This window comes from Pseudomonas sp. MDT2-39-1, from assembly GCF_054898085.1.
The window spans coordinates 2,176,673-2,201,249 of sequence record NZ_CM142716.1 but is presented as its reverse complement, the minus strand read 5'-3'; the positions used below and the strand labels follow the sequence as shown (position 1 = coordinate 2,201,249).

Here is a 24,577-nt window from a genome sequence, read left to right as displayed (position 1 = left end):
TCAGTGCGCTTTCGCGAGCAAGCTTCGCGCCTACAGTGGAATGGCGGCGTTCAGGGGAGGCGTTCCAGGCCGACGAACGGGCAGGCGTCGAGTAACTCCTTCAGGCTGCGGCCATCAGGTAGGCGCAAACCCGCAGGCGCCAGTTCAGCCAGCGGATACAAAACGAAGGCCCGTTCCTGCATGTGGTAGTGAGGCACCTTGAGGCGCGGTTCGTCGATCAGCCGATCGCCAAACAGCACGATGTCGAGGTCCAGCGTGCGTGGGCCCCAGCGCTCAAGACGCTCGCGGCCTTGTTCGTTCTCGATGGCTTGCAGCGCATCAAGCAGGTCCAGCGGCGCGAGCGTGCTGTCGAGGGCGGCGACCGCGTTGGTGTAACGCGGTTGGCCGGGCAGGAGTGAGTCGCTTTGATAAAACCCGGACACCCCGACCAGTTCGGTCTGCGGCAACTGCGCCAGCGCCTCGACGGCGCTGCGCAATTGTTCGGCGGGGTCAGCCAGATTGCTGCCCATGCCGATGTAGATGCGTTCCATGGATTACTCGCCCGTGGCACTCGGTGCGCCAGCCGCACGTTTGCGCTTGGCGCCACCGCTGCGGCGACGTTTGCGTGGAGCGCCGGTGCCTTCATCCTTGCCGCTGAGGTCGCGGATCATGTCGCGACGTTCACTGTCGTTGGCGTCCTGATAGTCGGTCCACCATTCGCCCAGGCCATCGGTCTGCTCGCCGGCGCTTTCACGCAGCAGCAGGAAGTCGTAACCGGCGCGGAACCGCGGGTTGTCCAGCAACAGGTCCGCACGCTTGCCGCTGCGGCGCGGAAGACGCTCCTGCATGTCCCAGATCTCGCGGATCGGCATGGTGAAACGTTTCGGAATCGCAATCCGCTGGCACTGTTCGGCAATCAGCTCGTGAGCCGCTTCCTGCATCGCCGGAATCGGCGGCATGCCCCGTTCTTGCAGACGCAGTACGCGGGCCGGCAGGGCAGGCCACAGCAAGGCTGCGAACAGGAATGCCGGGGTCACCGGTTTGTTCTGTTTGATGCGCAGGTCGGTGTTGGTCAGCGCTTCGCTGATCAAGGTGTGGGTGTACGTCGGGTTGTATTCCAGCGCCTCGGCACTGGCCGGGAACAGCGGGTCGAACAACTGCAGGTCGACCAGCATCTCGAAGGTGTCCGCGGCATGGCCGGAGAGGAACAGCTTGAGCACTTCTTCGAACAGACGGGCTGAAGGAATCTCGCGCAGCATCGGCGCCAGGTCGCGGATTGGCGCGGCACTGTGCTTTTCGATGCCGAAATTCAGCTTGGCGGCGAAGCGCACGGCTCGCAGCATCCGTACCGGGTCTTCCTGGTAGCGTTGCTTCGGATCGCCGATCAGGCGGATCAGGTGATTGCGGATGTCGTGTACGCCGTTGGCGTAATCGAGGATGCGTTCGCTGACCGGATCGTAATACAAGGCGTTGATGGTGAAGTCGCGGCGTTGCGCGTCTTCTTCCAGCGTGCCGTAGACGTTGTCGCGCAGGATGCGCCCGCTCTCGTTACGGGAAGACTGGTTGGTATCTTCTTCCTCGTCGTTTTGCGGGTGATTGGCGCGGAAGGTCGCGACTTCGATGATTTCGCGGCCAAAGTGGATATGCACCAGTTTGAAGCGGCGACCGATGATCCGCGCGTTGCGGAATTCGGCTCGAACCTGTTCAGGCGTGGCGCTGGTCGCGACGTCGAAATCTTTCGGCGTGATGCCGAGGAGCATGTCACGCACGCAGCCGCCAACCAGGTAGGCCTGGTAACCAGCGTTCTGCAGGCGTTCGACGATGTTCACCGCATAACGGCTGAATTGGGCCTTTTGCAGCGAGTGTTGGCCGCTGTTTAGCACTTCAGGCGTACTGCGAATGTGTTGCGTATGACGCTTGGGAGAACGGAATGACTGGAACAACTTCTTCAGCATGGGATGCACTGTTTGAAGGAATGTTCGGCCATAACGAAGAATGACCGCATGATGGGCGGGGATTCTAGCATTTAGTCAGGGGATGGTGTAGGAAGCTGCGCAAGCGCTTGAAGGGCATATCTGGAAAGCGCGGTCCCTGTAGCACCTGCTACAAGGCTCAAACGCCAGAAACTACAAGGGGAGCCGAAGCTCCCCAAGAAAGTAGTTGCATGCTCTATTTTTATTTTTTTGATTCGGGCTTTTTGTTTTTGTTAAGTGCCCTCGCCATGAAGTTTTTCCTTCATGACCCTCCCAATCGGGAGCCAAGAGCAAACGGATTGCTTTGGTCGCTGTGCTGCAGTGATCTTGCGATCCAACCAGTTCAGGCACTGTCTTATGACAGTTTTTTATTATTCTCGGCCTGGTCGTGGGGCAAGCCCCAAATACAACGCCTCTCCAAAAGAATCAGTTAGCTGCGCCTCTCGCCGTCTTGTTTTTATTGTGCGTGAGTCGATTCGTCTTATTTTTATTGTCTTGTGCATTGCTTGTTATTGTTCTTGTACTGAACATATAGCAGGGTGCGTGCCAACTTTTGTGAGGCCTAGCAAAACAAGGGGTTAGGCCGGTTGATGAGGTTTTCAGAGGCCAAAAAAACCGGGGCTTCGTTACCGTAAGCCCCGGCTTCTGTTACGTGAAATAGGTGAGGTAACAGTTTTTTCACAAAGTCACGTGTTACCCACACATCAGACAAGCGCGGCTCAGCTCTCGCTGGCCACCCCGGTCTTGCGCCGCGGAATACCCAAGCGCTGACGACGTTCCCACAGGCATTTGCGACTCACCCCAAGTTTGCGGGCCAGTTCGGTTTCCGTCATGTGGTCCTGATGCTCAAGTACGAAGTGCTGGAAGTAGTCTTCCAGCGACAGGTCTTCGGTCGGCTCATGGCTGTTATTGCTGGCGTTGTTGCCCTGTTGCGGGGGCAGGCCGATGAAGTCGTCGTCTTCCAGATCGCTCAGTTCGATGTCGATCCCGAGCAGCTCGGCGGAAATCTCCGGGCTCTCGCACAGGATGACTGCGCGCTCTACCGCGTTTTCCAGTTCGCGCACGTTACCCGGCCAGGAGTAATGACGAATCGCCTGTTCGGCATCCGCAGCGAACTTCAGGTCGGTGCGGTTGACCCGCGCGCTCTGTCGCGCCAGGAAGGCATTGGCGATTTCATTGACGTCTGCACCGCGCTCACGCAGGGCCGGCAGTTTCAGGGCGATCACGTGGAGGCGGTAATACAAGTCTTCACGGAACTGGCCGATCTTCGCCAGGCTCTTGAGGTCCCGGTGGGTCGCGGCGATCAGGCGCACATCGACTTTCTGTGACTGGACCGAACCCACCCGGCGAATTTCACCTTCCTGCAACACGCGCAGCAAACGGGCCTGGGCTTCCAGCGGCAGTTCGCCGATTTCGTCGAGGAACAAGGTGCCGCCATCCGCCGCTTCCACCAGACCGGCACGCCCGGCGCTGGCGCCGGTGAATGCGCCTTTTTCGTGGCCGAACAATTCGGACTCGATCAGGCTTTCCGGAATGGCTGCGCAGTTCACCGAAATCATCGGCGCCTTGGCGCGTTTGGAGAGGTTGTGCAGGGCGCGGGCCACCAGTTCTTTGCCGGTACCGGATTCGCCCTGGATCAGGACATTGGAATCGGTCGGCGCGACTTTGCGGATCTTGCTGTACAGGTCCTGCATCGGCGGACATGAGCCGATGATGCCGATTTCGCCGTTGCTGTTATCGACACCCGCTTTCGCCGCGCCATTGCCGGCTTTGCCGGTGACCGGCTCGCCGCTGGCTGGCAGCGATTGGCGGTCACGCAGGATACGGGCGACAGCCTGGAGCATTTCGTCGTGGTCGAAAGGCTTGGCGATGTAATCCACCGCGCCCATCTTCATCGAGTCGACGGCCGAACGCAGGCTGGCGTAGCTGGTCATGATCAGCACCGGAGTGCCCTGGCCGAGCTTGATCAACTCGGTGCCCGGAGCGCCCGGCAGACGCAAGTCGCTGACGATCAGATCGAACGTGGGAATAGTGAAGCGTTCTTGTGCTTCCTGCACTGAACCGGCTTCGCTGACCTGGTACTGGTTACGTTCCAGCAGGCGGCGCAAGGCGGAGCGGATAATTGTTTCGTCTTCGACGATCAAAATGTGCGGCATTGATTCGATACTCTCGACGGTCTCAGTTCACAGCGGACGTCGCTTCGACATGACGCGGCAAGGTCACCCGGATACGGGTGCCGCGTTGGCTTTGTACATCAGCCGGGCTGTCGATGGTGATTTGTCCATAATGCTCTTCAACGATGGAATAGACCAGTGCAAGGCCCAGACCGGTGCCTTCGCCAGGATCCTTGGTGGTGAAGAAAGGTTCGAACAATCTGTCCATGATGTTCTTCGGAATTCCGCTGCCTTCGTCTTCCACGATCAAGTCGACCGTGTGTTCGCCGGCTTCGCTTTTGACCCGCACCGCACTGCCGGGAGGCGAGGCGTCACGGGCGTTTGAGAGCAAGTTGATCAAAACCTGGGCGAGGCGCTGCGGATCGCCTTCGACCCAGTGATCGGGGTCACATAGATTATAGAACTGCACTTCGAAATTGCGTCGGTTCAGGGCCAGCAAACCGATGGCATCCTGAGCCACTTCGGCCAGACAGACGGGCTCGTCGCTGTGCTGATGACTGCCGGCGTGAGCGAAACTCATCAGCGACTGAACGATGCGTGACACGCGTTTGGTCTGCTCAAGGATCTGCCCGCTGATTTCCTTCAGCTCGCCATCGTCTTCACGCTCTTCGCGCAGGTTCTGCGCCAGGCACGCGATGCCGGTGATCGGGTTGCCGATTTCATGGGCCACGCCGGCGGCGAGTCGGCCGATGCTGGCCAGGCGCTCGGAGTGCACCAGTTTGTCTTCGAGCATCTGGGTTTCAGTCAGGTCTTCCACCAGCAATACCAGGCCGCTATTGCCCGGCGCGAGCGGTTCATCGATCGCCGCTTTGTGCAGGTTCAGCCAGCGGGTCTGGCCATCAAGGGCCAGGTGCTGTTTGTGCAAATGCTCGTCCGGCAGATTGATGAAGCCTTGCAGCAGTTCTTTCCAGGGATCGGCGATGGTGCTCAGGCGCGAGCCGACCACGCGCTGCGCGGCAATCCCGGTGAGCTCCTCCATGGCTTTGTTCCACATGAGGATTTCCTGGTCCTTGGCCAGCGAGCAAACGCCCATCGGCAATTCCTGCAAGGTCTGGCGGTGATAACGGCGCAGGGCATCGAGTTCGGCGGCAAGGCCGGTGAGGCGCGAGTGGTAGTCCTCGAGACGACTTTCAATGAAGTGGATGTCTTCGGTGACGTAGTTTTCGCCGCCGGCCTTATACGGCAGGAAGGTCTCGACCATGTCCTGCGCCACGCTTGGCCCCATCAGGCCGGAAAGGTTGGCTTCGATCCGGTCACGCAAACGGCGCAAGGCATAAGGCCGGCGCTCGTCGAACGGCAGGTAGAGATCGCGCAGGGCTTGCTCGACTTCTTTCTGTGCGGCCTTGGCTCCCAAGGGTTTTGCAAGCTGCGTAGCGAATTCCTGGGGTGAGGCGGCGTGCAATTCCCGGCGTTGCGGCCGACGCACATTGTCCACGGCGCAGGCTTCGGCGGCGCTGGCCTCTTCGGGGCTGGCGTTGGTGAACAGCGAGATCAGGGTAAACATCAGCACGTTGGCGGCCAGGGACGCGATCGCGGCCATGTGCCAACTGGTGTCGTCCAGCACGTAGATCATGTTCAACAGTGGAATGTAGAAACCCTGCAGATTGCCGACCAGCGGCAACAGCATGGTCACCAGCCACACCAGAATTCCCGCCAGCAAACCGGCGATGAAACCGCGACGGTTGGCGGTCGGCCAATACAGGACCGACAGGACGCCCGGCAGAAATTGCAGCGTGGCAACGAACGCGACAATGCCAAGGTTGGCCAGATCCTGTTCGGCGCCCAGTAACAGGTAGAAACCGTAACCGGCCATGATGATCGCAACGATCAGCGCCCGGCGGGTCCACTTCAGCCAGCGATAGATGTTGCCTTCGGCCGGTGGTTGATAGAGCGGCAGCACCAAATGGTTCAGCGCCATCCCGGACAGCGCCAGGGTGGTGACGATGATCAGGCCGCTGGCCGCCGACAATCCGCCGATATAGGCCAATAGCGCCAGGGCCTTGCTGTTGGCGGCGATGCCGATGCCGAGTGTGAAGTATTCAGGGTTGGTGGTGGCGCCAAGTTTCAGTCCTGCCCAGAGAATCAGCGGCACCGCCAGGCTCATCAGCAGCAGGAACAACGGCAAGCCCCAGCTCGCACTGACCAGCGAACGCGGGTTGAGGTTTTCGGTAAAGGTCATGTGGTACATGTGCGGCATCACGATCGCCGAGGCGAAGAATACCAGCAGCAGCGTACGCCACGGACCTTCCTGCAATGGCGTGTGCAATGCGGCGAGGGCGGTCTGGTTTTGCAGCAGCCACAGTTCCAGCTGTTGCGGACCGTCGAACACGCCATAAAGGGCATAGAGGCCGACGCCGCCAATGGCGATCAGCTTGATCACCGACTCGAAGGCAATCGCGAACACCAGGCCTTCATGTTTCTCGCGGGTGGCGATGTGGCGCGACCCGAAGAAAATCGTGAACAGGGTAATCAGTGCGCAAAAGCTCAGGGCCACGCGATGTTGCACCGGCTCGCGGGTCAGGATGCCGATGGAGTCGGCCACCGCCTGAATCTGCAACGCCAGCAATGGCAGCACGCCGATCAGCATGAAAATAGTGGTCAGCGCCCCGGCCCATGTACTGCGGAAACGGAAGGCGAACAGGTCGGCAAGGGACGACAACTGATACGTGCGGGTGATTTTCAGGATCGGGTACAGCAACACCGGCGCCAGCAAAAACGCCCCGGAGACCCCGAGGTAACTGGACAGGAAACCGTAGCCGTACTGATAGGCCAGGCCCACCGTGCCGTAAAACGCCCAGGCACTGGCATAAACCCCCAGCGACAGGGTGTAGGTCAGCGGGTGGCGAATGATCGCCCGGGGGATCATGCCCCGTTCGCTGATCCAGGCGACGCCGAACAGCACCGCCAGGTACGCGGCGCTGATCAGGATCATCTGGGTCAGGCTAAAGCTCATCGGCATCTTTTTGGCTCTGCAGGATGAAGGTCACGACGATCAGAATCAGCCAGAGCAGATAAGGGCGATACCAGGCGCCAGTGGCGTCGATCCACCAGTCCATGATGGCCGGGGAGAACAGATAAATCCCCACTACCAGGAGCAGGACCAAGCGATAGATGTACATCCCGGCCTCTCTTTTTTATGCCCGTGCCCGAAAACGTGCGGCGATGGTAACGGATGGGCGCGCCACTGCAAGTGTGATCACTGTAGTTGCGCTTCGGGCAGGGTCAGTGTGCGCGGGATTAATAACGCATCCCAGTGGGCGATACCCCAATCCAGCACTTCCCGCGGTGTCGCATAGGCCAGTTCCTTGCCCGGGTTTTGCCCCAGTGCGCGCAACGCACGCAGTAACAAAGGCGTGGCCTGATCTTCGGTCAGCGGCGGTGAGCGGTAGGATTTACCCAGCTTGTTGCCATCGGGCTGGGTAATCAGCGGGATGTGCAGGTAGCGCGGTTGCGGCAGGCCAAGCAGTTCTTGCAGATAGAGCTGGCGCGGCGTGGAGTCCAGCAGATCAGCGCCCCGCACGATGTCTGTGATGCCTTGCCAGGCATCGTCCAGTACCACCGCCAGTTGATAGGCATAGAGCCCGTCGCGGCGGCGGATCACGAAATCGCCGACTTCCCGGCCCAGATGCTGACGGAACTCGCCTTGCACGCGGTCGATGAAGTGGTAGTCCAGCTCGGGCACACGCAGTCGAATCGCGGCGTCTTCAGTGCCGTGGCCGGCATTTCGGCACAGTCCCGGGTAAATGCCGTGGTACGGCTCCAATTGCTTGCGCGAGCAGGTGCAGGCGTAAGCGAGTCCGTGATTGAACAGGCGATTGAGGACTTCGGCGTAAGCCTCGTGCCGGTCGCTCTGGCGGACCATTTCACCGTCCCACTCGAAACCGTAGCTTTCCAGAGCTTTCAATATGGCTGCCTGAGCGCCGGGTTCTTCCCGTGGCGGATCGAGATCCTCCATGCGCATCAACCAGCGACCGCCCACCGCACGCGCGTCGAGGTACGAGGCCAGCGCTGCGACCAGCGAGCCGAAATGCAGATGGCCGCTGGGCGTGGGGGCGAAGCGTCCGATGTAGGTGGGGGAAGTCATAAAAGCGGTCTATGTTGTCCGGCGAACGCAAGTCCCTGTGGGCGAGCCTTTGTGGCGAGGGGATTTATCCCCGTTGGGTCGCGTAGCGGCCCCAAACTCTGTAATCGCGGCGCGTCAGATAGAGCGCATCAACTGGGTTTGCGACTGCTCCGCAGCCGAACGGGGTGGTGCGGCATTCCGATAAATCCCCTCAACACAAAGGCTCGCTCCCACAGGTTTTCTGCGGGGCAAATTTCAGAAACAAAAACGGAGCGTTCGCACGCTCCGTTCTTCGTTCAAGGCGACATTACTTGCCGACTTGCTTTTCCTTGATTTCCGCCAGGGTCTTGCAGTCAACGCACATGTCGGCGGTAGGGCGGGCTTCCAGTCGCTTGACGCCGATCTCGACGCCGCAGGACTCGCACCAGCCATATTCTTCGTCTTCGATCAGCTGCAGCGTCTTGTCGATCTTTTTGATCAACTTGCGCTCGCGGTCGCGGGCACGCAGTTCAAGGCTGAACTCTTCTTCCTGGCTGGCACGGTCTGCCGGGTCAGGGAAGTTGGCCGCTTCGTCTTTCATGTGATCAACCGTACGGTCGACTTCCTGCATCAAGTCCTGTTTCCACTTATTCAGGATCTTGGTGAAGTGAGCGCGCATGGGCTTGCCCATGTACTCCTCGCCCTTTACTGCCTGGTAGGGTTCGAAGCCGCTGATCGACGTATTTTGCTGCTTTGCTTGGGTGGGCATGAAATGGACCGCCTCTACTCTTGTAATCCATTGCGCAGGATTGCTCCATCACCGACACCTGCCGGCCCTGCGGCTGCAAGCGGGCGAACTTACCAGATCAAATCGGACCGCGCTACTCCCGGATGTCGAGGTAGTGGCCCGAGGGGCTTGCAAATGATTGCAAAGCCTTGTCTGGCGGCGTTGGAGACCTGATCAATTATTGATTTTAGTCAAACCTGGGGTACACGCTTGAGTCGTTTGTGGCCAGGGATATAACGGCTCTGACCGCTTTAGGTTCTCGCTCGTTCCGGCGCTTGGGTAGAATCGATTCTTTTCTCCGTTGTAAGGAAGGCTAATGGCTCAGTCCTACAGTGCCCGCAGTCGCGCGATCGAACCTTTCCATGTCATGGCGCTGCTGGCGCGGGCCAATGAATTGCAGGCCGCGGGTCACGATGTGATCCACCTGGAAATCGGCGAGCCGGACTTCACCACCGCCGAGCCGATCATCCAGGCCGGCCAGGCGGCACTGACGGCGGGGAAGACCCGTTACACCGCTGCGCGCGGCATCCCCGAGTTGCGCGAGGCGATCTCAAGGTTCTATCAGCAGCGTTACAGTTTGAACATTGACCCGCAGCGAATCCTCATCACGCCCGGCGGTTCCGGCGCGCTGTTGCTGGCCAGCGCCTTGCTGGTCGACCCGGGCAAACACTGGCTGCTGGCGGACCCGGGTTATCCCTGCAATCGACATTTCCTGCGGTTGGTCGAAGGCGCTGCGCAACTGGTGCCGGTCGGCCCGGAAGTGCGTTATCAGCTGACGCCGGACCTGGTGGCGCGCCATTGGGATCAAGACAGCGTCGGCGCCTTGGTGGCCTCGCCCGCCAATCCGACCGGGACGATTTTGACCCGCGACGAACTGGCGGGCTTGTCGGCGGCGATCAAGGAGCGCCACGGTCATCTGGTGGTGGACGAGATCTACCATGGCCTCACGTATGGCACTGATGCCGCCAGTGTTCTGGAAGTCGATGACAGCGCCTTCGTCCTCAATAGTTTTTCCAAGTATTTCGGCATGACCGGTTGGCGGTTGGGTTGGCTGGTCGCGCCTGAAGCAGCCGTCGGCGAACTGGAGAAACTCGCGCAAAACCTCTACATCAGTGCCCCGAGCATGGCCCAGCACGCCGCTTTGGCCTGCTTCGAGCCGGCCACGATCAGCATTCTGGAAGAGCGCCGCGCCGAATTCGGTCGTCGTCGGGATTTCCTGTTGCCGGCCCTGCGAGAACTGGGATTCGGTATCGCCGTCGAGCCCGAAGGCGCGTTCTACTTGTACGCCGATATCAGCAAGTTCGGCGGCGATGCCTTCGCGTTCTGCCGACATTTCCTCGAAACCGAGTACGTGGCAATTACCCCGGGACTGGACTTCGGGCGTTATCAGGCCGGGCATCACGTGCGCTTTGCGTACACCCAGAGCCTGCCGCGCCTGGAAGAAGCGGTCGAGCGGATCGCTCGTGGATTGCGGAGCTGGCAAGGCTGATGCGTTTTCATCCTCCCCTCGAAGAAGGTCGCCTGATCCGCCGCTACAAGCGTTTTCTCGCCGATATCGAAACCGTTGGCGGCGAGTTGCTGACCGTCCATTGCCCGAACACCGGCTCGATGCTCAATTGCCAGGTAGAAGGCGGGCAAGTCTGGTTCAGCCGCTCCAATGACCCGAAACGCAAATTGCCCGGCACCTGGGAAATCGGTGAAACCCCACAGGGCCGGCTGTTTTGCGTGAACACCGGGCGCGCCAACGGGTTGATTGAAGAGGCGTTGCGGGCGGGCGTGATTACCGAACTGAACGGCTTTACCGAGTTGAAACGCGAAGTAGCCTACGGGCAGGAAAGCAGCCGCATCGATTTCCGCCTCGATTACCCGAGCGGGCCGGTATATGTAGAAGTCAAAAGCGTGACCTTGGGCTTCGACGGTACATCAGTGGCGGCGTTTCCCGATGCAGTGACGCAACGGGGCGCCAAGCATTTGCGGGAGCTGGCTCATCTGGCTCGGGACGGGATTCGTGCGGTGCAGTTGTATTGCGTAAACCTCACAGGGATCGACGCCGTGCGTCCAGCAGAAGAAATCGATTCGGCCTACGCGGCGGCATTGCGTGAGGCGGTGACATGCGGGGTCGAGGTGCTGGCCTATGGCGTGCGATTGACTCACGAAGAGATGGTGGTCGATCGGCGTCTGGATGTGCTGCTGAACGGTTAAAGGCTGATCCAGATCCCTTGTTCGTCTTCGCGGCAGGCAACAGTGGTGAGGGATTGCCCAGCGCACGGGCCGGCGACGCATTCGCCATCTTCGATCAGGAACAGTGCGCCGTGAGTGGCGCACTGGATCAAACTGTTGCTGGGGTCGAGAAACTGGTCGGGTTTCCATTCCAGTCCGACACCCCGATGCGGGCAGCGATTGATGTAGACATACACCTCGCCGCCCCGGCGCACGGCGAACAGTTTCTGACCGTCGACGTCGAATCCGCGACTACTGTTGTCAGCCAATTCGGCACCTGTGCAAAGCCACTTCATGTCTATCCTCAACTCCTGCGGCTCGTGACCGGATATGTCCGAGCTTGACGTTCAAATGCAAACAATTATCAAATGGCCGCTTCGCCCGTCGGGTGCGGGTGCCGGATGTCGAGGATACTTGGCCTGTCATCTCGATGCCTGGGAAAACTTAAAAGGAAGCTGTTTATGCGCTTGAGTACCCGCGTTGCTGCGCTGTGTGCCGGACTTCTCGTCAGCCATCACGCCGCAGCGGCCGAGTTGCCACAGCGTTGGGTCAGTGCCGGCGGCGCCCTGTCCGAGTGGGTGAGCGCGCTGGGCGGTGAGTCGAAACTGGTCGGTGTCGATACCACCAGCCAGCATCCGCAATCGTTGAAGGCGTTGCCCAGCATCGGTTATCAGCGGCAACTGTCGGCGGAAGGCATCTTGAGCTTACGCCCGCAGATTCTGGTCGGCACCGAAGAAATGGGGCCACCGCCGGTGCTGTCGCAGATTCGTAGCGCGGGCGTGCAGGTCGAGTTGTTCTCGGCTCAGCCGGATCTGCCGACGTTGCAAGGCAATCTGGCGCACCTGGGTAAGTTGCTCGGTGCTGAAGACCGGGCAGCGCAATTGCTCCAGTCTTATCAGCAGCAACTCGACCAGCAGAAGGTCCGGGTCACTCGTGCGCAGTTGCAGGAACAATCGCCGGGGGTGCTGTTGCTGCTGGGTCATGCGGGCGGAAAACCGCTTATTGCCGGCAAGGACACCGCCGCCGATTGGTTAATCCAACAGGCGGGCGGGCACAATCTGGCAACGCATACCGGCTACAAACCCTTTTCTGTTGAGTCGCTGGTCAGTCTGGACCCCGACGTGCTGGTGTTTGCCGACCGAGCGCTGACCGGCGATGCCGCGCGTGCGGCGTTGTTCAAGGAGAACCCGATTCTGTCCTCGACCCGCGCAGCCAAGGATGGACGCGTTATGGAACTTGATCCGACCTTGTTGGTGGGTGGATTGGGGCCGCGGTTGCCCGATGCGTTGAAAAATCTGTCTGACAGTTTCTACCCCGGCACTGCGGTCCAATGACCATTCTGGTTAAACCCCGTGCCTTGTTCATTGGCCTGAGCCTGCTGTGTTTGCTGTCGATCTGGTTATCGTTGGCGCTGGGGCCAGTGAGCCTGCCCTTATTCGATACCTTGCGCGCTGCATTGCGCATGATCGGCCTGCCCATTGCGCCCGATGGGCTGGAACAAGCTGAGCTTATCCTCGGGCAAATCCGCCTGCCTCGAACCTTGTTGGGCCTGGCGGTGGGTGGCGTGCTGGCGCTGTCCGGCGTGGCGATGCAGGGCTTGTTTCGTAACCCGCTGGCTGATCCGGGGTTGGTGGGCGTGTCCAGCGGTGCCGCGTTGGGCGCCGCTATCGCGATTGTTGGTGGTTCGGTATTTGGCGGTCTGCCTGAATCGTTCGGCCCTTATCTATTGTCGGTGTGCGCATTTCTCGGTGGCTTGGGCGTGACGGCGTTGGTGTATCGGCTGGGTCGGCGCAATGGGCAGACTCATGTTGCAACCATGTTGCTGGCCGGTATCGCATTGACTGCGCTGGCCGGCTCGGCGGTGGGACTGTTCACCTATCTGGCCGACGACGCGACCTTGCGCACGCTGACGTTCTGGAACCTGGGCAGTCTCAACGGCGCCAGTTATTCGCGGCTCTGGCCGTTACTGCTGGTGAGCGCCAGTGTGGCGCTGTGGTTGCCGCGCCGGGCCAAGGCCTTGAATGCATTGTTGCTGGGCGAATCGGAGGCCGGTCACCTGGGCATCGACGTCGAAGGGCTCAAGCGCGAACTGGTGTTCTGCACTGCGCTGGGCGTCGGCGCGGCAGTGGCGGCAGCGGGGATGATCGGGTTTGTCGGTCTGGTGGTGCCGCATCTGGTGCGACTGCTGGCCGGTCCTGATCATCGGGTGTTGTTGCCAGCCTCGGTGCTGGCGGGTGCCAGTCTTCTGCTGTTTGCCGATCTGGTGGCGCGGCTTGCCCTGGCGCCGGCGGAATTGCCGATCGGGATTGTCACGGCCTTCATCGGCGCGCCGTTCTTTCTGTATTTGTTGCTCAGAGGGCGTGCCTGATGTTGCGAACCCGGAACCTGCAAATCCGTCGAGGCGCAAAGATCGTTCTGACGGATATCACGCTGGAGCTCAAGCCAGGCGAAGTCCTAGGTGTCTTGGGCCCCAACGGTGCCGGCAAAAGCACCTTGCTCGGCGCCTTGTGCGGTGAATTGAAGGCTGATCACGGCGGTGTCTGGCTCGATGAGCGCGAGTTAAGTCATTGGACCGGCGCGCAGCGAGCCCAGCGACTGGCGGTATTGCCGCAGGTCTCGACCCTGGACTTCGCCTTCCGTGTCGAAGAGGTCGTCGGCATGGGGCGATTACCTTACCAAAGCGGGCGGGTCCGGGATGACGAGATCGTCGCCGCCGCCTTGCATGCTGCCGATGCCGGGCACCTGAGTGGTCGCAGCTATCTGGCTCTGTCCGGCGGCGAGCGTCAGCGGGTGCATTTGGCGCGGGTGCTGGCGCAGCTCTGGCCAGGCGAAGCGGGGCAAACGCTGTTGCTCGATGAACCGACCTCGATGCTCGATCCTTTGCACCAGCACACCACCCTGCAAGCGGTGCGCGAATTCGCCGATCACGGCGCTGCGGTGCTGGTGATCCTGCATGATCTGAACCTGGCGGCACGCTATTGTGATCGCCTGTTGCTGCTCGAAGGTGGGCGGCCGGTGGCGCTTGATACGCCGGAGCAGGTATTGCGTCCGGAACCACTCAAAGCCGTGTTCGGGCTGGAAGTACTGGTGCAGCAGCACCCGGAACGTGGGCATCCGCTGATCATCGCCCGCTGAACATTTTTTCGAGGTGAGAACATGCGTTTGATTGTGCTGTTGGCGCTGCTGGTCTTGAGTGGCTGCCAGCACCTATCGAGCCCGCCGCCGGTCACCGGTGAGATTCATGACCTGCGCAGCGGTCAGGTCCTGACACCTCGGGAACTGGTCGCACGGCTGGCCGAACCGTCGCGGCTGATCGTCGGTGAGCAGCATGACAATCCTGATCACCATCAACTGCAATTGTGGTTGTTGCAGGAGCTGGGGGAGCGTCGACCACAGGGTAGCCTGCTGCTGGAAATGCTCACGCCGGATCAACAACCGCGCATTGATGAAGTTCGCCGCGCCTCGACGCTGCCCGCAGATTTGCCCGACGCGTTGAACTGGCAGTCAGGGTGGGACTGGAATCTGTACGGACCGATCGTGGGTTTTGTGCTGACTCAACCGTACCCGTTGCTGGCGGCCAATCTGGATAATCTTGAAATCCGTACCGTTTATGCCAAGCCGCTGACGTTGAGCGGTTCGCGTTCAAACGCTGCTTCGGTCAAGGATGAGTTGCTGGCACAGATAAACGACTCCCATTGCGGCCTGCTGCCCACCTCACAAATGCCCGCGATGCTGGCCGTCCAGCAGCAACGTGATCGGCGGATGGCCGAGCGCTTGCTGTTGGCACCGACGCCTTCGCTGCTGTTTGCCGGTGCCTATCACGCTCGCAAGGATGTTGGCGTGCCGATCCACGTGCTTGATCTTGGAGAGCCGCAAGCACCGACGGTTTTGATGCTGGCGGAGCAGGGCGGCGAAGTCACGCCGGCCATGGCTGATTACGTCTGGTATACGCCCGTCACGCCGGCTCAGGATTACTGCGCAGAAATGCGTAAGCAGTTCGGGAAGTAAACGGACGACTTTTCCACAGGCAAAAAAAGACCCGACAAGAGTCGGGTCAAATAACCGTGATTAGCCTGATGAGGAGATATCTGAGAGTCCGAACCAAGGGCTTTTCAAATATCGACCAGTCTCGCGACCAGTTGTGATAATCATATCGATTCTCATTACCAAGTCAACCGCTGTTTTTTGATTTCTTTGAATACCTCCGTCCTCTTGCTGATTAGCCCCGTAAACATTGCGCGTCAGGCGCTAATCCTGAGGCGAAATTTGCCTGTTCAATTCTTGTGGCGTGACGAGATGGCTTCCAGTTGTTTGTTCAAGGCTTCTTTGCGATCGGCTGGAATGTCATTCCAGTGCACGTCCATCAGTGCGCCTTCGATCGCATACAACAACACCTTGGACGCCCGGAACCCGCGCGTACGCACGGCCCGATAAGCATCCACCGCCCCGAGGCGACGCAAGTCCGAGGCGCTGTGAATGCCCACGGCATGCAGCCACTGCGCCGACGTCTTGCCAAGATTCTTCAGGTGTTGCAGTTCATCATTCATCAAGCCTCCTTGCGACGGCCGATCGGTGCGTGGGCGAGCTTCTCAGGAGTGTAGCCATCAGTAGGAAAAGCGTGATTGTTTGGTCGGTTTCGACGCAAAAGCTTCTAAGAGGAATACTCAAAGTGCCGCGTAAAGGTCTGCGGGAGCAGTGGGAGGAGGCGCGGCGGAATCGACTTTCTCGACAAAAAATCCAGCGTCCAGCGCAAGGCGGGGGGCGCTGGACTTCTCAGGCAGAACGTCGTTTTTAGCGGGTGCGATAACGCAGACGAGTACCGAAATTCATCGACATCAGGATCTCGTCAGCGCTCAGTTCTGGCGGAAAGTAGGCGCCGGAGATCTGTGCGTGAGCCAGGCTCGCACCTTCCAGGCAAGCGTTGCGAAAGTCGATGCCGCGCAAATCGGCGGAGCGGAAGTAGGCATCGGTAAAGTCGACACCCTCGGCGTTCAGTTCACGCAGGTCCAGGCCACGAAAATCGCCGCCGACCAGGTCGACGGAGGCATGACCGGCACGTTCGGCATTGAAGCCTGCGATGTCGTCTTTGTGCAGCAAGGCATAAAGCGGGGTGTCGAGAAGTTTCGGCTGGCTCATGTCGCATCACCTGATGGTTTTATGACGCCAGTATAGTGCCACTATTTGATAGCCGTGAAGCCGGCGAAGGCTTCACGGCTGAAATAGTTTTTTACAGACCTGGCATGCGCTGGCGAATCTGCGCAACGACGGTATCGAGGGTTCCGCTTTCATTGGTCTGGACGCGTTTGCTGCACAGAATCTCGGCAGGCGTCAGGGCTTCACGACTGGCTTGCTGCGCGGCGATGACAGCCAGGTTGGCGTCGGACGGATCCTTTTTGTCTGCCTGACGCAAAGCCAGCCAGCTCTCGATGACCGCTTGTGGTGCATTGCAATCGAGGATCAGGAACGGTGCACCGGTGGCCTCGGCAATTTTCGCCGCGCCGTCGCGCTGGTCGCGCTTGAGGTACGTCGCATCGATGATCACCGGGAAACCGGCGCGCAGGATCAATGCGGCAATCTCATGCAGGCGGGTGTAGGTGGCGGTGCTGGCGTCGGCACTATAAATGCCGGCCTGCGGGTCATTCGCTACGGTTTGCTCGCCGAACAGGCGCTTGCGTTCAACATCCGAACGCAGGCGAATGGCGCCCAGCGCTTCCACCAGACGCATGGCCACGTGGCTCTTGCCGACGGCAGAAACGCCGTGGGTAATCGCCATGAAACGCGAAGGAATGGTGCTGTAGCTTTCCGCCAGGTTGGCGTAGTTGCGGTACTGGCGCAGGGTGGTGGCGCGTTGCACCGGGTCGGCCTCGGCCGGCATGCTGAACAGGCTGACCTTGGCGCGAACCAGGGCGCGGTAGGCCTTATAGAAGTTCAGCAGTTCAAGGCCCTGATAGTCACCGGTCAGCTCCAGGTACTGGCTGATGAAACGACGTGCCAGGCTCTTCAGGCCGCGGTCTTCCAGGTCCATGGCCAGGAAACCGGTGTCGGCATAAACGTCGGTGAAGCGGAACGGTTCGTTGAACTCGATGCAGTCAAAGATCACGACCTTGCCGTCGATGACGGTGGCGTTGCCCAGGTGGATGTCACCATGGCATTCGCGGATGAAGCCTTCAGCCTTGCGCTGGGCAAACAGCGGCTTAAGGCGTTCGAAGCTGCTTTCGGCCCAGGCTTGCAAAGCATCAAGTTGCAGCAGATCGGCCTTGTCGCTGAGGAACGGACGGATCTGTTCGAAGTTCTGGCGTACCGGCGCCATCACGCTGTCCGGGGTGCCGGCTTCGTGTTCACCAGGCACTTTCGGTGCAGTGAGGTGGAATTGGGCGATCTGTGCGGCCATTTCGTCGATGTGCGCGGTGGTCAATTCGCCGTTGGCTTGCAGGGTGCTGAGCAACTGGCTCTGTGGGAATTGACGCATTTTCAGCGCGAAATCGACTACCGGACCTTCGCCGCCCAATTTCGGGGCTTCTTCGCTGCCAGTGATCGGCAACACTTCCAGATACAAATCGTTGGTCAGGCGCTGGTTAAGGCGCAGTTCTTCGCCGCAGAAATGCTCACGAGCGTCGAGGTTGGTGAAGTCGAGGAAGCCGAAATTCACTGGCTTCTTCACTTTATAAGCAAAGGGGCCTGTGAGAATGACCCAGGAGATATGGGTCTCGATGACCTGGAACCCGTCTACAGGATGAGGGTAGAGGGCCGGGTTTTGCAGGGCGGCGATCAGGGACTGGCTCACAGGCGATCCTTCAGAGTCTGGGGGAAATTCACGCCCGCCATTATGGCTGCAAGTCCGCCTGACGCAAACCTCGGAGGGCTCCTGTTGAGTATGAATAAAGTGCGTATAATCCGCCGCCATGACTCGTACTCGATCCCCCCGTACCCCCAAAAAACCACCTTCCAAGGGCTTGAGCCCCTGGCTGGGCTGGGCCCTTAAACTCAGTCTGGTCGGCCTCGTGGTGCTCGCCGGGTTCGCGGTTTACCTCGACGCCGTGGTCCAGGAGAAGTTCTCCGGTAAGCGCTGGACCATCCCGGCCAAGGTGTATGCGCGCCCGCTTGAGCTGTTCACGGGCCAAAAGCTGAGCAAGGATGACTTCCTTACCGAGCTCGACGCCTTGGGCTATCGCCGTGAAGCCGTGAGCAACGGCCCCGGCGCTGCGGCGGTCAACGGCAATACCGTCGACCTGAATACCCGTGGCTTCCAGTTCTATGAAGGCTTGGAGAACGCTCAGCCGGTGCGCGTGCGCTTCTCCGGCGACTATGTGGCCGAACTTTCGGCGACCAACGGTTCGAAGCTTTCTGTGGTGCGGCTGGAACCGCTGCTGATCGGCGGGATCTACCCGAAAAATCTCGAAGATCGCATTCTGATCAAAATCGATCAGGTTCCGCCATATCTGCTGGAAACCCTGGTGGCCGTGGAAGACCGGGATTTCTATAGCCACTGGGGCGTGTCGCCCAAGTCGATTGCACGCGCCGTGTGGGTCAACACCTCCGGCGGCAGGATGACCCAGGGCGGCAGTACGCTGACCCAGCAGTTGGTGAAGAACTTCTACCTGACCAGCGAACGCAGCCTGACCCGCAAACTCACCGAAGCCATGATGGCGATGCTGCTTGAGCTGCATTACGACAAACGGGAAATTCTTGAGGCGTACCTCAATGAAGTGTTCGTCGGTCAGGATGGCCAGCGCGCGGTGCACGGTTTCGGCCTGGCCAGCCAGTTCTTCTTCGGGCAGCCATTGTCCGAGCTGAAACTGCATCAAGTCGCAATGCTGGTGGGGATGGTCAAGGGGCCGTCTTATTACAACCCGCGCCGCAACCCGGAACGGGCGCTGGAGCGACGCAATCTGGTGCTCGATGTTCTTGAGCAGCAGGGCGTTGCCACCGCCGAGCAGGTCGCCGCCGCGAAGAAAATGCCACTGGGTGTGACGACGCGCGGCAAGCTGGCGGACAGTTCTTTCCCGGGCTTTCTCGACCTGGTTAAACGTCAGCTGCGCGAAGACTACCGCGACGAAGACTTGACCGAAGAAGGCCTGCGGATCTTCACCAGTTTCGACCCGATCCTGCAGATGAAGGCCGAAGCCTCGGTCAATGACACCTTTAAACGCCTGGCCGGGCGCAAGGGTTCCGATGAGGTTGAAGCGGCGATGGTCGTGACCAACCCGGAAACCGGTGAAGTCCAGGCCATGATCGGCAGCCGTCAGGCGAGTTTTGCCGGCTTCAACCGTGCGCTGGATGCGGTGCGGCCGATCGGCTCGTTGATCAAGCCCGCGGTTTATCTGACAGCCCTTGAGAAACCGAGCCAGTACACGCTGACCAGTTGGCTGTCGGACGAGTCCTTCTCGATCAAAGGCGCGGACGGTCAGGTCTGGAAACCCCAGAACTATGATCGCCGTTCCCACGGTACGGTGTTTCTGTACCAGGGCCTGGCCCATTCCTACAACCTGTCGACGGCGCGTCTCGGGTTGGCGGTAGGTGTACCGAATGTTCTGAAGACACTTGCGCGCCTGGGTGTGAGTCGCGAGTTTCCGGCGTTCCCTTCTATGTTGCTGGGGGCCGGTGGTTTGACGCCGATCGAAGTGGCGACCATGTACCAGACGCTGGCCAACGGTGGTTTCAATACGCCGATGCGCGGGATTCGTAGCGTACTGACTGCCGAAGGCGAGCCGCTCAAGCGTTATCCGTTCCAGATTGAGCAGCGTTTCGACCCAGCCTCCATTTACCTGATCCAGAGCGCCATGCAGCGGGTCATGCGTGAAGGTACCGGCAGTTCGGTTTATAACGTGCTGCCGAAAACCCTGACCCTGGCAGGTAAAACCGGTACCAGTAACGACTCGCGTGACAGCTGGTTCGCCGGTTTCAGCCAGGACTTGCTGGCGGTGGTGTGGCTGGGCCGCGATGACAACGGCAAGACGCCGTTCACCGGTGCCACCGGTGCATTGCAGGTCTGGACCAGTTTCATGCGCAAGGCCGATCCGCTGCCGCTGGACATGCCGCAGCCGGACAACATTGTTCAGGCCTGGGTCGATTCGCGTACCGGGCAAGGTTCCGAAGGCAGCTGCCCAGGTGCCGTGCAGATGCCGTATATTCGCGGCAGCGAACCGCCTCCCGGCGCTGCGTGCGGTGGCGAAAGCCCTGTATCCGGCGAAACGGTGATGGATTGGGTCAAGGGCTGGATGAATTAAGCGAAGAGGGTTTCAAGTGAACAAGTGGTTGATTCCAGCGGTTACCGCCGTGGCTTTGCTCAGCGGTTGCTCCTCCGTACAGCGCGGTTCGATCCCGGTTGTGGATTCTGGCAGCGCTGTCTCCAACAGTGAGCGAGTATCGGCAAATGGCGGTTTCCGCCAGACGACGACTAAACGTCCTGTTCAAGCCCAGACTCAGGCAATTCCACAAGGTGACACAGGAGTCGTCGTGATGGTGCCGGGTGGCGGCGCAGTGGCGTCGGCGCCGATCAGCACAGGGCCGATCACGCCAGGCCCGATTACCCCGGGGCCGATCGACACCTCGCCGGTGCAGTCGGCACCGATCAATCAGGGCAGCTACAGCATGCCGTCGACACCGAGCGGGATTCCTTCGGCCAATACAGGCGGTGGCTTGTCTGCCGACGAACAACTGGACGGTCCGGTACTGGCGTTGTTGACCACTGCTCAGCAGCAACAGGCTAGCGGTGACCTCAACGGTGCGTCCTCCAGTCTTGAGCGCGCCCAGCGTGTTGCACCGCGTGAACCGCAAGTGCTTTATCGTCTGGCTCAGGTGCGCATGGCCCAAGGCGATGCGCCACAGGCTGAACAGTTCGCTCGTCGTGGCCTGACATTCGCCAATGGTCGTTCGGCGCTTCAGGCAAGCCTGTGGGAATTGATCGCCCAGGCGCGTGAGAAGCAGGGTGATTCCTCAGGTGCTGCACTGGCCCGTCAGAAGGCCAAGGTTTCGCTGTGATGGACGCACGTTTCCCAAAGATTGCCGAACAACTGCTGTTGATCGAGCGTGAATTGCGGGCTCAGGGTTGGTGGGACGACGTTTCGCCCTCCGCTGAAGCGTTATCCAGCGTCGAACCGTTTTCGGTGGATACGCTGGATTTCGAGCAGTGGCTGCAATGGATCTTCCTGCCGCGGATGAAGCTCATCCTCGAACAGGATCTGCCGCTGCCCAACGCGTCGGGGATTCAGGAGATGGCCGAAATGGTCTTCGCTGCCCGCAATGTCCAGGGCAAGGATCGACAGCTGCAGGTCTTGCTCAAAGAGTTCGATGTGCTGATCACCGCCTCTCGCTGAGTCGGAAACTGCCAGTGATTACTGGCAGTTATCCGCAATCTGTTTCTGTGCTTCGGTTGTGCGCTCCTGACGTTGCTCGTCGGTCAGGCGGCGCAACTCACCGTCGACATCCTCCCGTAATCGCTGATTGTTCTGCAGTTGGGCCAGGTTCGTTCGCGCCTGCTCGCAAAATACCTTCAGCTGGGCTTGCTGATCGGCGACCTGCTTTTTCACTGTGTTGTCGATGGCCTGTTGATCGCCAATCGCGGTGCTGCGCGTTGGCGCAGCGGGTTTGCCGGCAGGCGGGGAGGGCGTCAGCACCGTGGTGACCTCCTGGCCTTGCGGCGGTTGCGCGTCGAAGTGGGTAACGCCTTGGGCGTCGACCCATTTGTAGATCTGACCGGCCAAACACAAAGGGCTGATCAGCAGACTGAGGATGAAGAACGTTCGCATGCCATTTCCTTGCCAGAGTTGCGCAATTGAAGCTAACACAGTTGCGGTTTAGCGGTTTTTTCTTGCTTTCTCATGTGCTTACTTCAATAAAGCACATAGACGGCTTGACTTGCAGAGGACGAAACAGAAGAATCCAAAGTCCGCTGTAGAGGGACTGCCAGAAGCAGGCCCACTCAGCAGATCATGAGGCGCACATCCGCGCCGACCTGTTACACCCGCAACGCGTTACCTCGCGCTGGGTGGGAAAGCCCCGCAACACTTGGGACGATCCCAATACTTGCTCAGTCAGTGCTGACGTAGTCGGCGACCACCGTCGCTCATGCTCTGCTGAGAAGTAAACCTATTAAGACCCGTCCCCTTTTATGTGGGCGGTATTCTGGCGTTTTAGAGGTGAACAACGTGGAGCTTTTATCTGGCGGTGAGATGCTCGTCCGCTTTTTGCGTGACGAAGGCGTTAAATATATCTATGGGTACCCTGGTGGTGCCGCATTGCATATCTATGACGCGCTGTTCAAAGAACCAGCCGTTCAACATATTCTCGTTCGTCATGAGCAGGCTGCCACTCACATGGCTGACGGCTATGCGCGTGCCACCGGCAAGGCCGGCGTCGTACTGGTGACCTCCGGTCCCGGCGCGACCAACGTCATTACCGGTATTGCTACTGCGTACATGGACTCGATCCCGATGGTGATCCTGACCGCCCAGGTGCCTAGCACCATGGTCGGTACCGATGCCTTCCAGGAAACCGACATGATCGGTATCTCCCGGCCGATCGTGAAACACAGTTTCATGATCAAGCATGCTTCGGAAATCCCGGAAGTCATGAAGAAGGCTTTCTACCTGGCGCAATCCGGTCGTCCTGGTCCTGTCGTTGTCGACATCCCGAAAGACATGACCAACCCGGCCGAGAAGTTCGAATACATCTTCCCGAAAAAAGCCAAGCTGCGTTCCTACAGCCCGGCGGTTCGTGGTCACTCGGGTCAGATCCGCAAAGCGGTGGAAATGCTGTTGGCGGCCAAGCGGCCGATCATCTATGCCGGCGGCGGCGTCATTCTGGGTAACGGCTCCGCGCCGTTGACCGAACTGGCGCAACTGCTGAACGTGCCGGTCACCAATACCTTGATGGGCCTCGGCGCCTATCCGGGCAGCGACCGTCAGTTCCTCGGCATGCTCGGTATGCACGGCAGCTATACCGCCAACCTGGCGATGCACCATGCTGACGTGATCATGGCCGTGGGCGCACGTTTCGATGACCGTGTTATCAACGGTGCATCGAAGTTCTGCCCAAGCGCCAAGATCATCCACATTGATATCGACCCGGCTTCGATCTCCAAAACCATCAAGGCCGACGTTCCTATCGTGGGTCCGGTGGAAAGCGTACTGACCGAAATGGTCGCTACCTTCAAGGAAATCGGCGAGACCCCGAACAAGGACTCGGTCGCTGCCTGGTGGAAACAGGTTGAAGAGTGGCGCGGTGATCGCGACATGTTCCCTTACAACAAGGGCGACGGCAGCATCATCAAGCCGCAGACCGTTATCGAAACCCTGCACGAAGTGACCAAGGGCGATGCCTACATTGCTTCCGACGTAGGTCAGCACCAGATGTTCGCGGCGCAGTACTACCGCTTCAACAAGCCTAATCGCTGGATCAACTCCGGCGGACTGGGCACGATGGGCTTCGGTTTTCCGGCAGCAATGGGCGTGAAACTGAGCTTCCCGGAAGCTGATGTGGCTTGCGTGACCGGTGAAGGCAGCATCCAGATGAACATCCAGGAGCTGTCCACGTGCCTGCAACATGACCTGCCGGTGAAGATCATCCTGCTCAACAACGGCGTGCTCGGCATGGTCCGACAGTGGCAGGACATGAGCTACGGCGCACGTCACTCGCACTCCTACATGGAATCGTTGCCGGACTTCGTCAAGTTGGCCGAAGCCTACGGTCACGTCGGTATGCGTATCACGGACTTGAAGGATTTGAAGCCGATGATGGAGCAGGCATTCGCGATGAAGGATCGTCTGGTGTTCATCGACATCAAGGTCGACGCCGGCGAACACGTCTACCCGATGCAGATCAAAGACGGCTCCATGCGTGATATGTGGCTGAGCAAGACGGAGCGTACTTAATCATGCGACATATTATTTCCCTGCTTCTGGAAAACGAACCCGGCGCTCTGTCTCGTGTAGTCGGCCTGTTCTCGCAGCGCAACTACAACATCGAAAGCCTGACCGTGGCCCCAACCGAAGACCCGACCTTGTCGCGTCTGACGCTGACCACTGTCGGCCACGATGAAATCATCGAGCAGATCACCAAGAACCTGAACAAGCTGATCGAAGTGGTCAAACTGGTCGACCTGTCGGAGAGTGCTCACATCGAGCGCGAACTGATGCTGGTCAAGGTCAAGGCCACCGGCGCCCAGCGCGCCGAGATCAAGCGCACCACCGATATTTACCGCGGGCAGATCGTCGATGTCAGCGCTAGCGTGTATACCGTTCAACTGACCGGTGCCAGCGACAAGCTCGACAGCTTCATTCAGTCCATTGGCACCGCCTCGATCCTGGAAACCGTCCGTAGCGGCGTCACCGGTATCGCTCGCGGCGACAAAGTACTCAGCATCTAAACCAAATTAGCGAACGGCCTGAACGGCCTGGATATA

Annotated in this window: 23 protein-coding genes; 11 read left to right on the top strand and 12 right to left on the bottom strand. The window is 59.6% G+C overall.

Features of this window, described 5'->3' with window-relative positions; all coding sequences use genetic code 11:
* Positions 1-50: 50 nt before the first annotated feature.
* From folK to dksA, 7 genes are all read right to left on the bottom strand, one after another.
* Positions 51-530: a 2-amino-4-hydroxy-6-hydroxymethyldihydropteridine diphosphokinase gene (gene folK, locus ACYZTM_RS10630; protein WP_461988547.1), complete on the bottom strand. Its 480-nt coding sequence runs from the start codon at positions 528-530 to the stop codon at positions 51-53.
* A 3-nt stretch (positions 531-533) separates the two neighbouring features.
* Positions 534-1,934: a polynucleotide adenylyltransferase PcnB gene (locus ACYZTM_RS10625; RefSeq protein ID WP_131061778.1), complete on the bottom strand. Its 1,401-nt coding sequence runs from the start codon at positions 1,932-1,934 to the stop codon at positions 534-536.
* A gap of 737 nt (positions 1,935-2,671) precedes the next feature.
* Positions 2,672-4,108 (bottom strand): sigma-54-dependent transcriptional regulator, encoded by a 1,437-nt coding sequence (locus ACYZTM_RS10620; RefSeq protein ID WP_461988545.1) that lies wholly within the window; start codon positions 4,106-4,108, stop codon positions 2,672-2,674.
* 22 nt (positions 4,109-4,130) lie between these two features.
* Positions 4,131-7,085 carry a sensor histidine kinase gene (locus ACYZTM_RS10615; RefSeq protein WP_162556248.1) on the bottom strand — a complete coding sequence of 985 codons (2,955 nt, stop codon included), beginning with the start codon at positions 7,083-7,085 and terminating at the stop codon, positions 4,131-4,133.
* Positions 7,069-7,245: a hypothetical protein gene (locus ACYZTM_RS10610; protein WP_003176118.1), complete on the bottom strand. Its 177-nt coding sequence runs from the start codon at positions 7,243-7,245 to the stop codon at positions 7,069-7,071. The genes ACYZTM_RS10615 and ACYZTM_RS10610 overlap by 17 nt, the downstream gene beginning before the upstream one ends.
* A gap of 77 nt (positions 7,246-7,322) precedes the next feature.
* Positions 7,323-8,210: a tRNA glutamyl-Q(34) synthetase GluQRS gene (gluQRS, locus tag ACYZTM_RS10605; protein ID WP_461988542.1), complete on the bottom strand. Its 888-nt coding sequence runs from the start codon at positions 8,208-8,210 to the stop codon at positions 7,323-7,325.
* A gap of 286 nt (positions 8,211-8,496) precedes the next feature.
* Positions 8,497-8,937, bottom strand: a complete 441-nt coding sequence (gene dksA / locus ACYZTM_RS10600; RefSeq protein WP_131061781.1) for an RNA polymerase-binding protein DksA — start codon at positions 8,935-8,937, stop codon at positions 8,497-8,499.
* Between the two features lie 334 nt (positions 8,938-9,271).
* Between dksA and ACYZTM_RS10595 the strand changes: the two genes are divergently transcribed.
* Both ACYZTM_RS10595 and sfsA read left to right on the top strand, forming a co-directional pair.
* Positions 9,272-10,444, top strand: a complete 1,173-nt coding sequence (locus tag ACYZTM_RS10595) for a pyridoxal phosphate-dependent aminotransferase (protein WP_131061782.1) — start codon at positions 9,272-9,274, stop codon at positions 10,442-10,444.
* Complete coding sequence (sfsA, locus tag ACYZTM_RS10590; RefSeq protein ID WP_131061783.1) at positions 10,444-11,157, top strand: DNA/RNA nuclease SfsA; 714 nt, start codon at positions 10,444-10,446, stop codon at positions 11,155-11,157. Before ACYZTM_RS10595 ends, sfsA begins: the two co-directional genes overlap by 1 nt.
* On the opposite strand, the gene ACYZTM_RS10585 is transcribed toward sfsA, so the two are convergent.
* Entirely contained in the window at positions 11,154-11,471 is a 318-nt protein-coding gene (locus ACYZTM_RS10585) for a Rieske (2Fe-2S) protein (RefSeq protein ID WP_131061784.1), read from the bottom strand. The two genes, sfsA and ACYZTM_RS10585, sit on opposite strands and share 4 nt — an antisense overlap.
* Before the next feature lie 165 nt (positions 11,472-11,636).
* Between ACYZTM_RS10585 and ACYZTM_RS10580 the strand changes: the two genes are divergently transcribed.
* Genes ACYZTM_RS10580 through ACYZTM_RS10565 form a run of 4 tightly spaced genes read left to right on the top strand, consistent with a single transcriptional unit; the run spans position 11,637 to position 15,183 of the window.
* The gene (locus tag ACYZTM_RS10580) at positions 11,637-12,509 is read left to right on the top strand and encodes a heme/hemin ABC transporter substrate-binding protein (protein ID WP_131061785.1); all 873 of its coding nucleotides are present in this window, start codon (positions 11,637-11,639) and stop codon (positions 12,507-12,509) included.
* A gap of 50 nt (positions 12,510-12,559) precedes the next feature.
* A complete protein-coding gene (locus ACYZTM_RS10575; protein WP_178083845.1) occupies positions 12,560-13,543 on the top strand; it encodes a FecCD family ABC transporter permease in 984 nt (327 codons plus the stop codon).
* Positions 13,543-14,310 (top strand): heme ABC transporter ATP-binding protein, encoded by a 768-nt coding sequence (locus ACYZTM_RS10570; protein WP_131061787.1) that lies wholly within the window; start codon positions 13,543-13,545, stop codon positions 14,308-14,310. Before ACYZTM_RS10575 ends, ACYZTM_RS10570 begins: the two co-directional genes overlap by 1 nt.
* 21 nt (positions 14,311-14,331) lie before the next feature.
* A complete protein-coding gene (locus ACYZTM_RS10565) occupies positions 14,332-15,183 on the top strand; it encodes a ChaN family lipoprotein (protein ID WP_131061788.1) in 852 nt (283 codons plus the stop codon).
* A 266-nt stretch (positions 15,184-15,449) separates the two neighbouring features.
* On the opposite strand, the gene ACYZTM_RS10560 is transcribed toward ACYZTM_RS10565, so the two are convergent.
* From ACYZTM_RS10560 to ACYZTM_RS10550, 3 genes are all read right to left on the bottom strand, one after another.
* Entirely contained in the window at positions 15,450-15,722 is a 273-nt protein-coding gene (locus tag ACYZTM_RS10560; RefSeq protein WP_010467623.1) for a TfoX/Sxy family protein, read from the bottom strand.
* Positions 15,723-15,966: 244 nt separating this feature from the next.
* Positions 15,967-16,311 carry a pentapeptide repeat-containing protein gene (locus ACYZTM_RS10555; RefSeq protein WP_131061789.1) on the bottom strand — a complete coding sequence of 115 codons (345 nt, stop codon included), beginning with the start codon at positions 16,309-16,311 and terminating at the stop codon, positions 15,967-15,969.
* 91 nt (positions 16,312-16,402) lie between these two features.
* Complete coding sequence (locus ACYZTM_RS10550) at positions 16,403-17,959, bottom strand: bifunctional aminoglycoside phosphotransferase/ATP-binding protein (protein ID WP_131061790.1); 1,557 nt, start codon at positions 17,957-17,959, stop codon at positions 16,403-16,405.
* A gap of 118 nt (positions 17,960-18,077) precedes the next feature.
* On the opposite strand from ACYZTM_RS10550, the gene mrcB reads away from it, so the two are divergent.
* Genes mrcB through ACYZTM_RS10535 form a run of 3 tightly spaced genes read left to right on the top strand, consistent with a single transcriptional unit; the run spans position 18,078 to position 21,491 of the window.
* Entirely contained in the window at positions 18,078-20,402 is a 2,325-nt protein-coding gene (gene mrcB / locus ACYZTM_RS10545; RefSeq protein WP_131061791.1) for a penicillin-binding protein 1B, read from the top strand.
* Between the two features lie 16 nt (positions 20,403-20,418).
* Complete coding sequence (locus ACYZTM_RS10540; RefSeq protein ID WP_131061792.1) at positions 20,419-21,156, top strand: tetratricopeptide repeat protein; 738 nt, start codon at positions 20,419-20,421, stop codon at positions 21,154-21,156.
* The gene (locus ACYZTM_RS10535; protein ID WP_131061793.1) at positions 21,156-21,491 is read left to right on the top strand and encodes a YqcC family protein; all 336 of its coding nucleotides are present in this window, start codon (positions 21,156-21,158) and stop codon (positions 21,489-21,491) included. Before ACYZTM_RS10540 ends, ACYZTM_RS10535 begins: the two co-directional genes overlap by 1 nt.
* 18 nt (positions 21,492-21,509) lie before the next feature.
* Here ACYZTM_RS10535 and ACYZTM_RS10530 read toward each other — a convergent pair whose 3' ends face one another.
* On the bottom strand, positions 21,510-21,923 hold the full coding sequence (locus ACYZTM_RS10530) for a DUF4124 domain-containing protein (protein ID WP_461988536.1): 414 nt from the start codon (positions 21,921-21,923) through the stop codon (positions 21,510-21,512).
* Between the two features lie 399 nt (positions 21,924-22,322).
* Here ACYZTM_RS10530 and ACYZTM_RS10525 point away from each other — a divergent pair, with 399 nt between their 5' ends.
* Positions 22,323-24,047: an acetolactate synthase 3 large subunit gene (locus ACYZTM_RS10525; RefSeq protein ID WP_131061795.1), complete on the top strand. Its 1,725-nt coding sequence runs from the start codon at positions 22,323-22,325 to the stop codon at positions 24,045-24,047.
* Positions 24,048-24,049: 2 nt separating this feature from the next.
* Positions 24,050-24,541: an acetolactate synthase small subunit gene (ilvN, locus tag ACYZTM_RS10520; protein WP_461988534.1), complete on the top strand. Its 492-nt coding sequence runs from the start codon at positions 24,050-24,052 to the stop codon at positions 24,539-24,541.
* The last annotated feature ends 36 nt before the right edge of the window (positions 24,542-24,577 follow it).

Bases quoted from the DNA above. Each gene is read 5' to 3' on its own strand.
- folK (WP_461988547.1), bottom strand. From the start codon at position 530: ATGGAACGCATCTACATCGGCATGGGCAGCAATCTGGCTGACCCCGCC.
- ACYZTM_RS10625 (WP_131061778.1), bottom strand. From the start codon at position 1,934: ATGCTGAAGAAGTTGTTCCAGTCATTCCGTTCTCCCAAGCGTCATACG.
- ACYZTM_RS10620 (WP_461988545.1), bottom strand. From the start codon at position 4,108: ATGCCGCACATTTTGATCGTCGAAGACGAAACAATTATCCGCTCCGCC.
- ACYZTM_RS10615 (WP_162556248.1), bottom strand. From the start codon at position 7,085: ATGCCGATGAGCTTTAGCCTGACCCAGATGATCCTGATCAGCGCCGCG.
- ACYZTM_RS10610 (WP_003176118.1), bottom strand. From the start codon at position 7,245: ATGTACATCTATCGCTTGGTCCTGCTCCTGGTAGTGGGGATTTATCTG.
- gluQRS (WP_461988542.1), bottom strand. From the start codon at position 8,210: ATGACTTCCCCCACCTACATCGGACGCTTCGCCCCCACGCCCAGCGGC.
- dksA (WP_131061781.1), bottom strand. From the start codon at position 8,937: ATGCCCACCCAAGCAAAGCAGCAAAATACGTCGATCAGCGGCTTCGAA.
- ACYZTM_RS10595 (WP_131061782.1), top strand. From the start codon at position 9,272: ATGGCTCAGTCCTACAGTGCCCGCAGTCGCGCGATCGAACCTTTCCAT.
- sfsA (WP_131061783.1), top strand. From the start codon at position 10,444: ATGCGTTTTCATCCTCCCCTCGAAGAAGGTCGCCTGATCCGCCGCTAC.
- ACYZTM_RS10585 (WP_131061784.1), bottom strand. From the start codon at position 11,471: ATGAAGTGGCTTTGCACAGGTGCCGAATTGGCTGACAACAGTAGTCGC.
- ACYZTM_RS10580 (WP_131061785.1), top strand. From the start codon at position 11,637: ATGCGCTTGAGTACCCGCGTTGCTGCGCTGTGTGCCGGACTTCTCGTC.
- ACYZTM_RS10570 (WP_131061787.1), top strand. From the start codon at position 13,543: ATGTTGCGAACCCGGAACCTGCAAATCCGTCGAGGCGCAAAGATCGTT.
- ACYZTM_RS10565 (WP_131061788.1), top strand. From the start codon at position 14,332: ATGCGTTTGATTGTGCTGTTGGCGCTGCTGGTCTTGAGTGGCTGCCAG.
- ACYZTM_RS10560 (WP_010467623.1), bottom strand. From the start codon at position 15,722: ATGAATGATGAACTGCAACACCTGAAGAATCTTGGCAAGACGTCGGCG.
- ACYZTM_RS10555 (WP_131061789.1), bottom strand. From the start codon at position 16,311: ATGAGCCAGCCGAAACTTCTCGACACCCCGCTTTATGCCTTGCTGCAC.
- mrcB (WP_131061791.1), top strand. From the start codon at position 18,078: ATGACTCGTACTCGATCCCCCCGTACCCCCAAAAAACCACCTTCCAAG.
- ACYZTM_RS10535 (WP_131061793.1), top strand. From the start codon at position 21,156: ATGGACGCACGTTTCCCAAAGATTGCCGAACAACTGCTGTTGATCGAG.
- ACYZTM_RS10530 (WP_461988536.1), bottom strand. From the start codon at position 21,923: ATGCGAACGTTCTTCATCCTCAGTCTGCTGATCAGCCCTTTGTGTTTG.
- ilvN (WP_461988534.1), top strand. From the start codon at position 24,050: ATGCGACATATTATTTCCCTGCTTCTGGAAAACGAACCCGGCGCTCTG.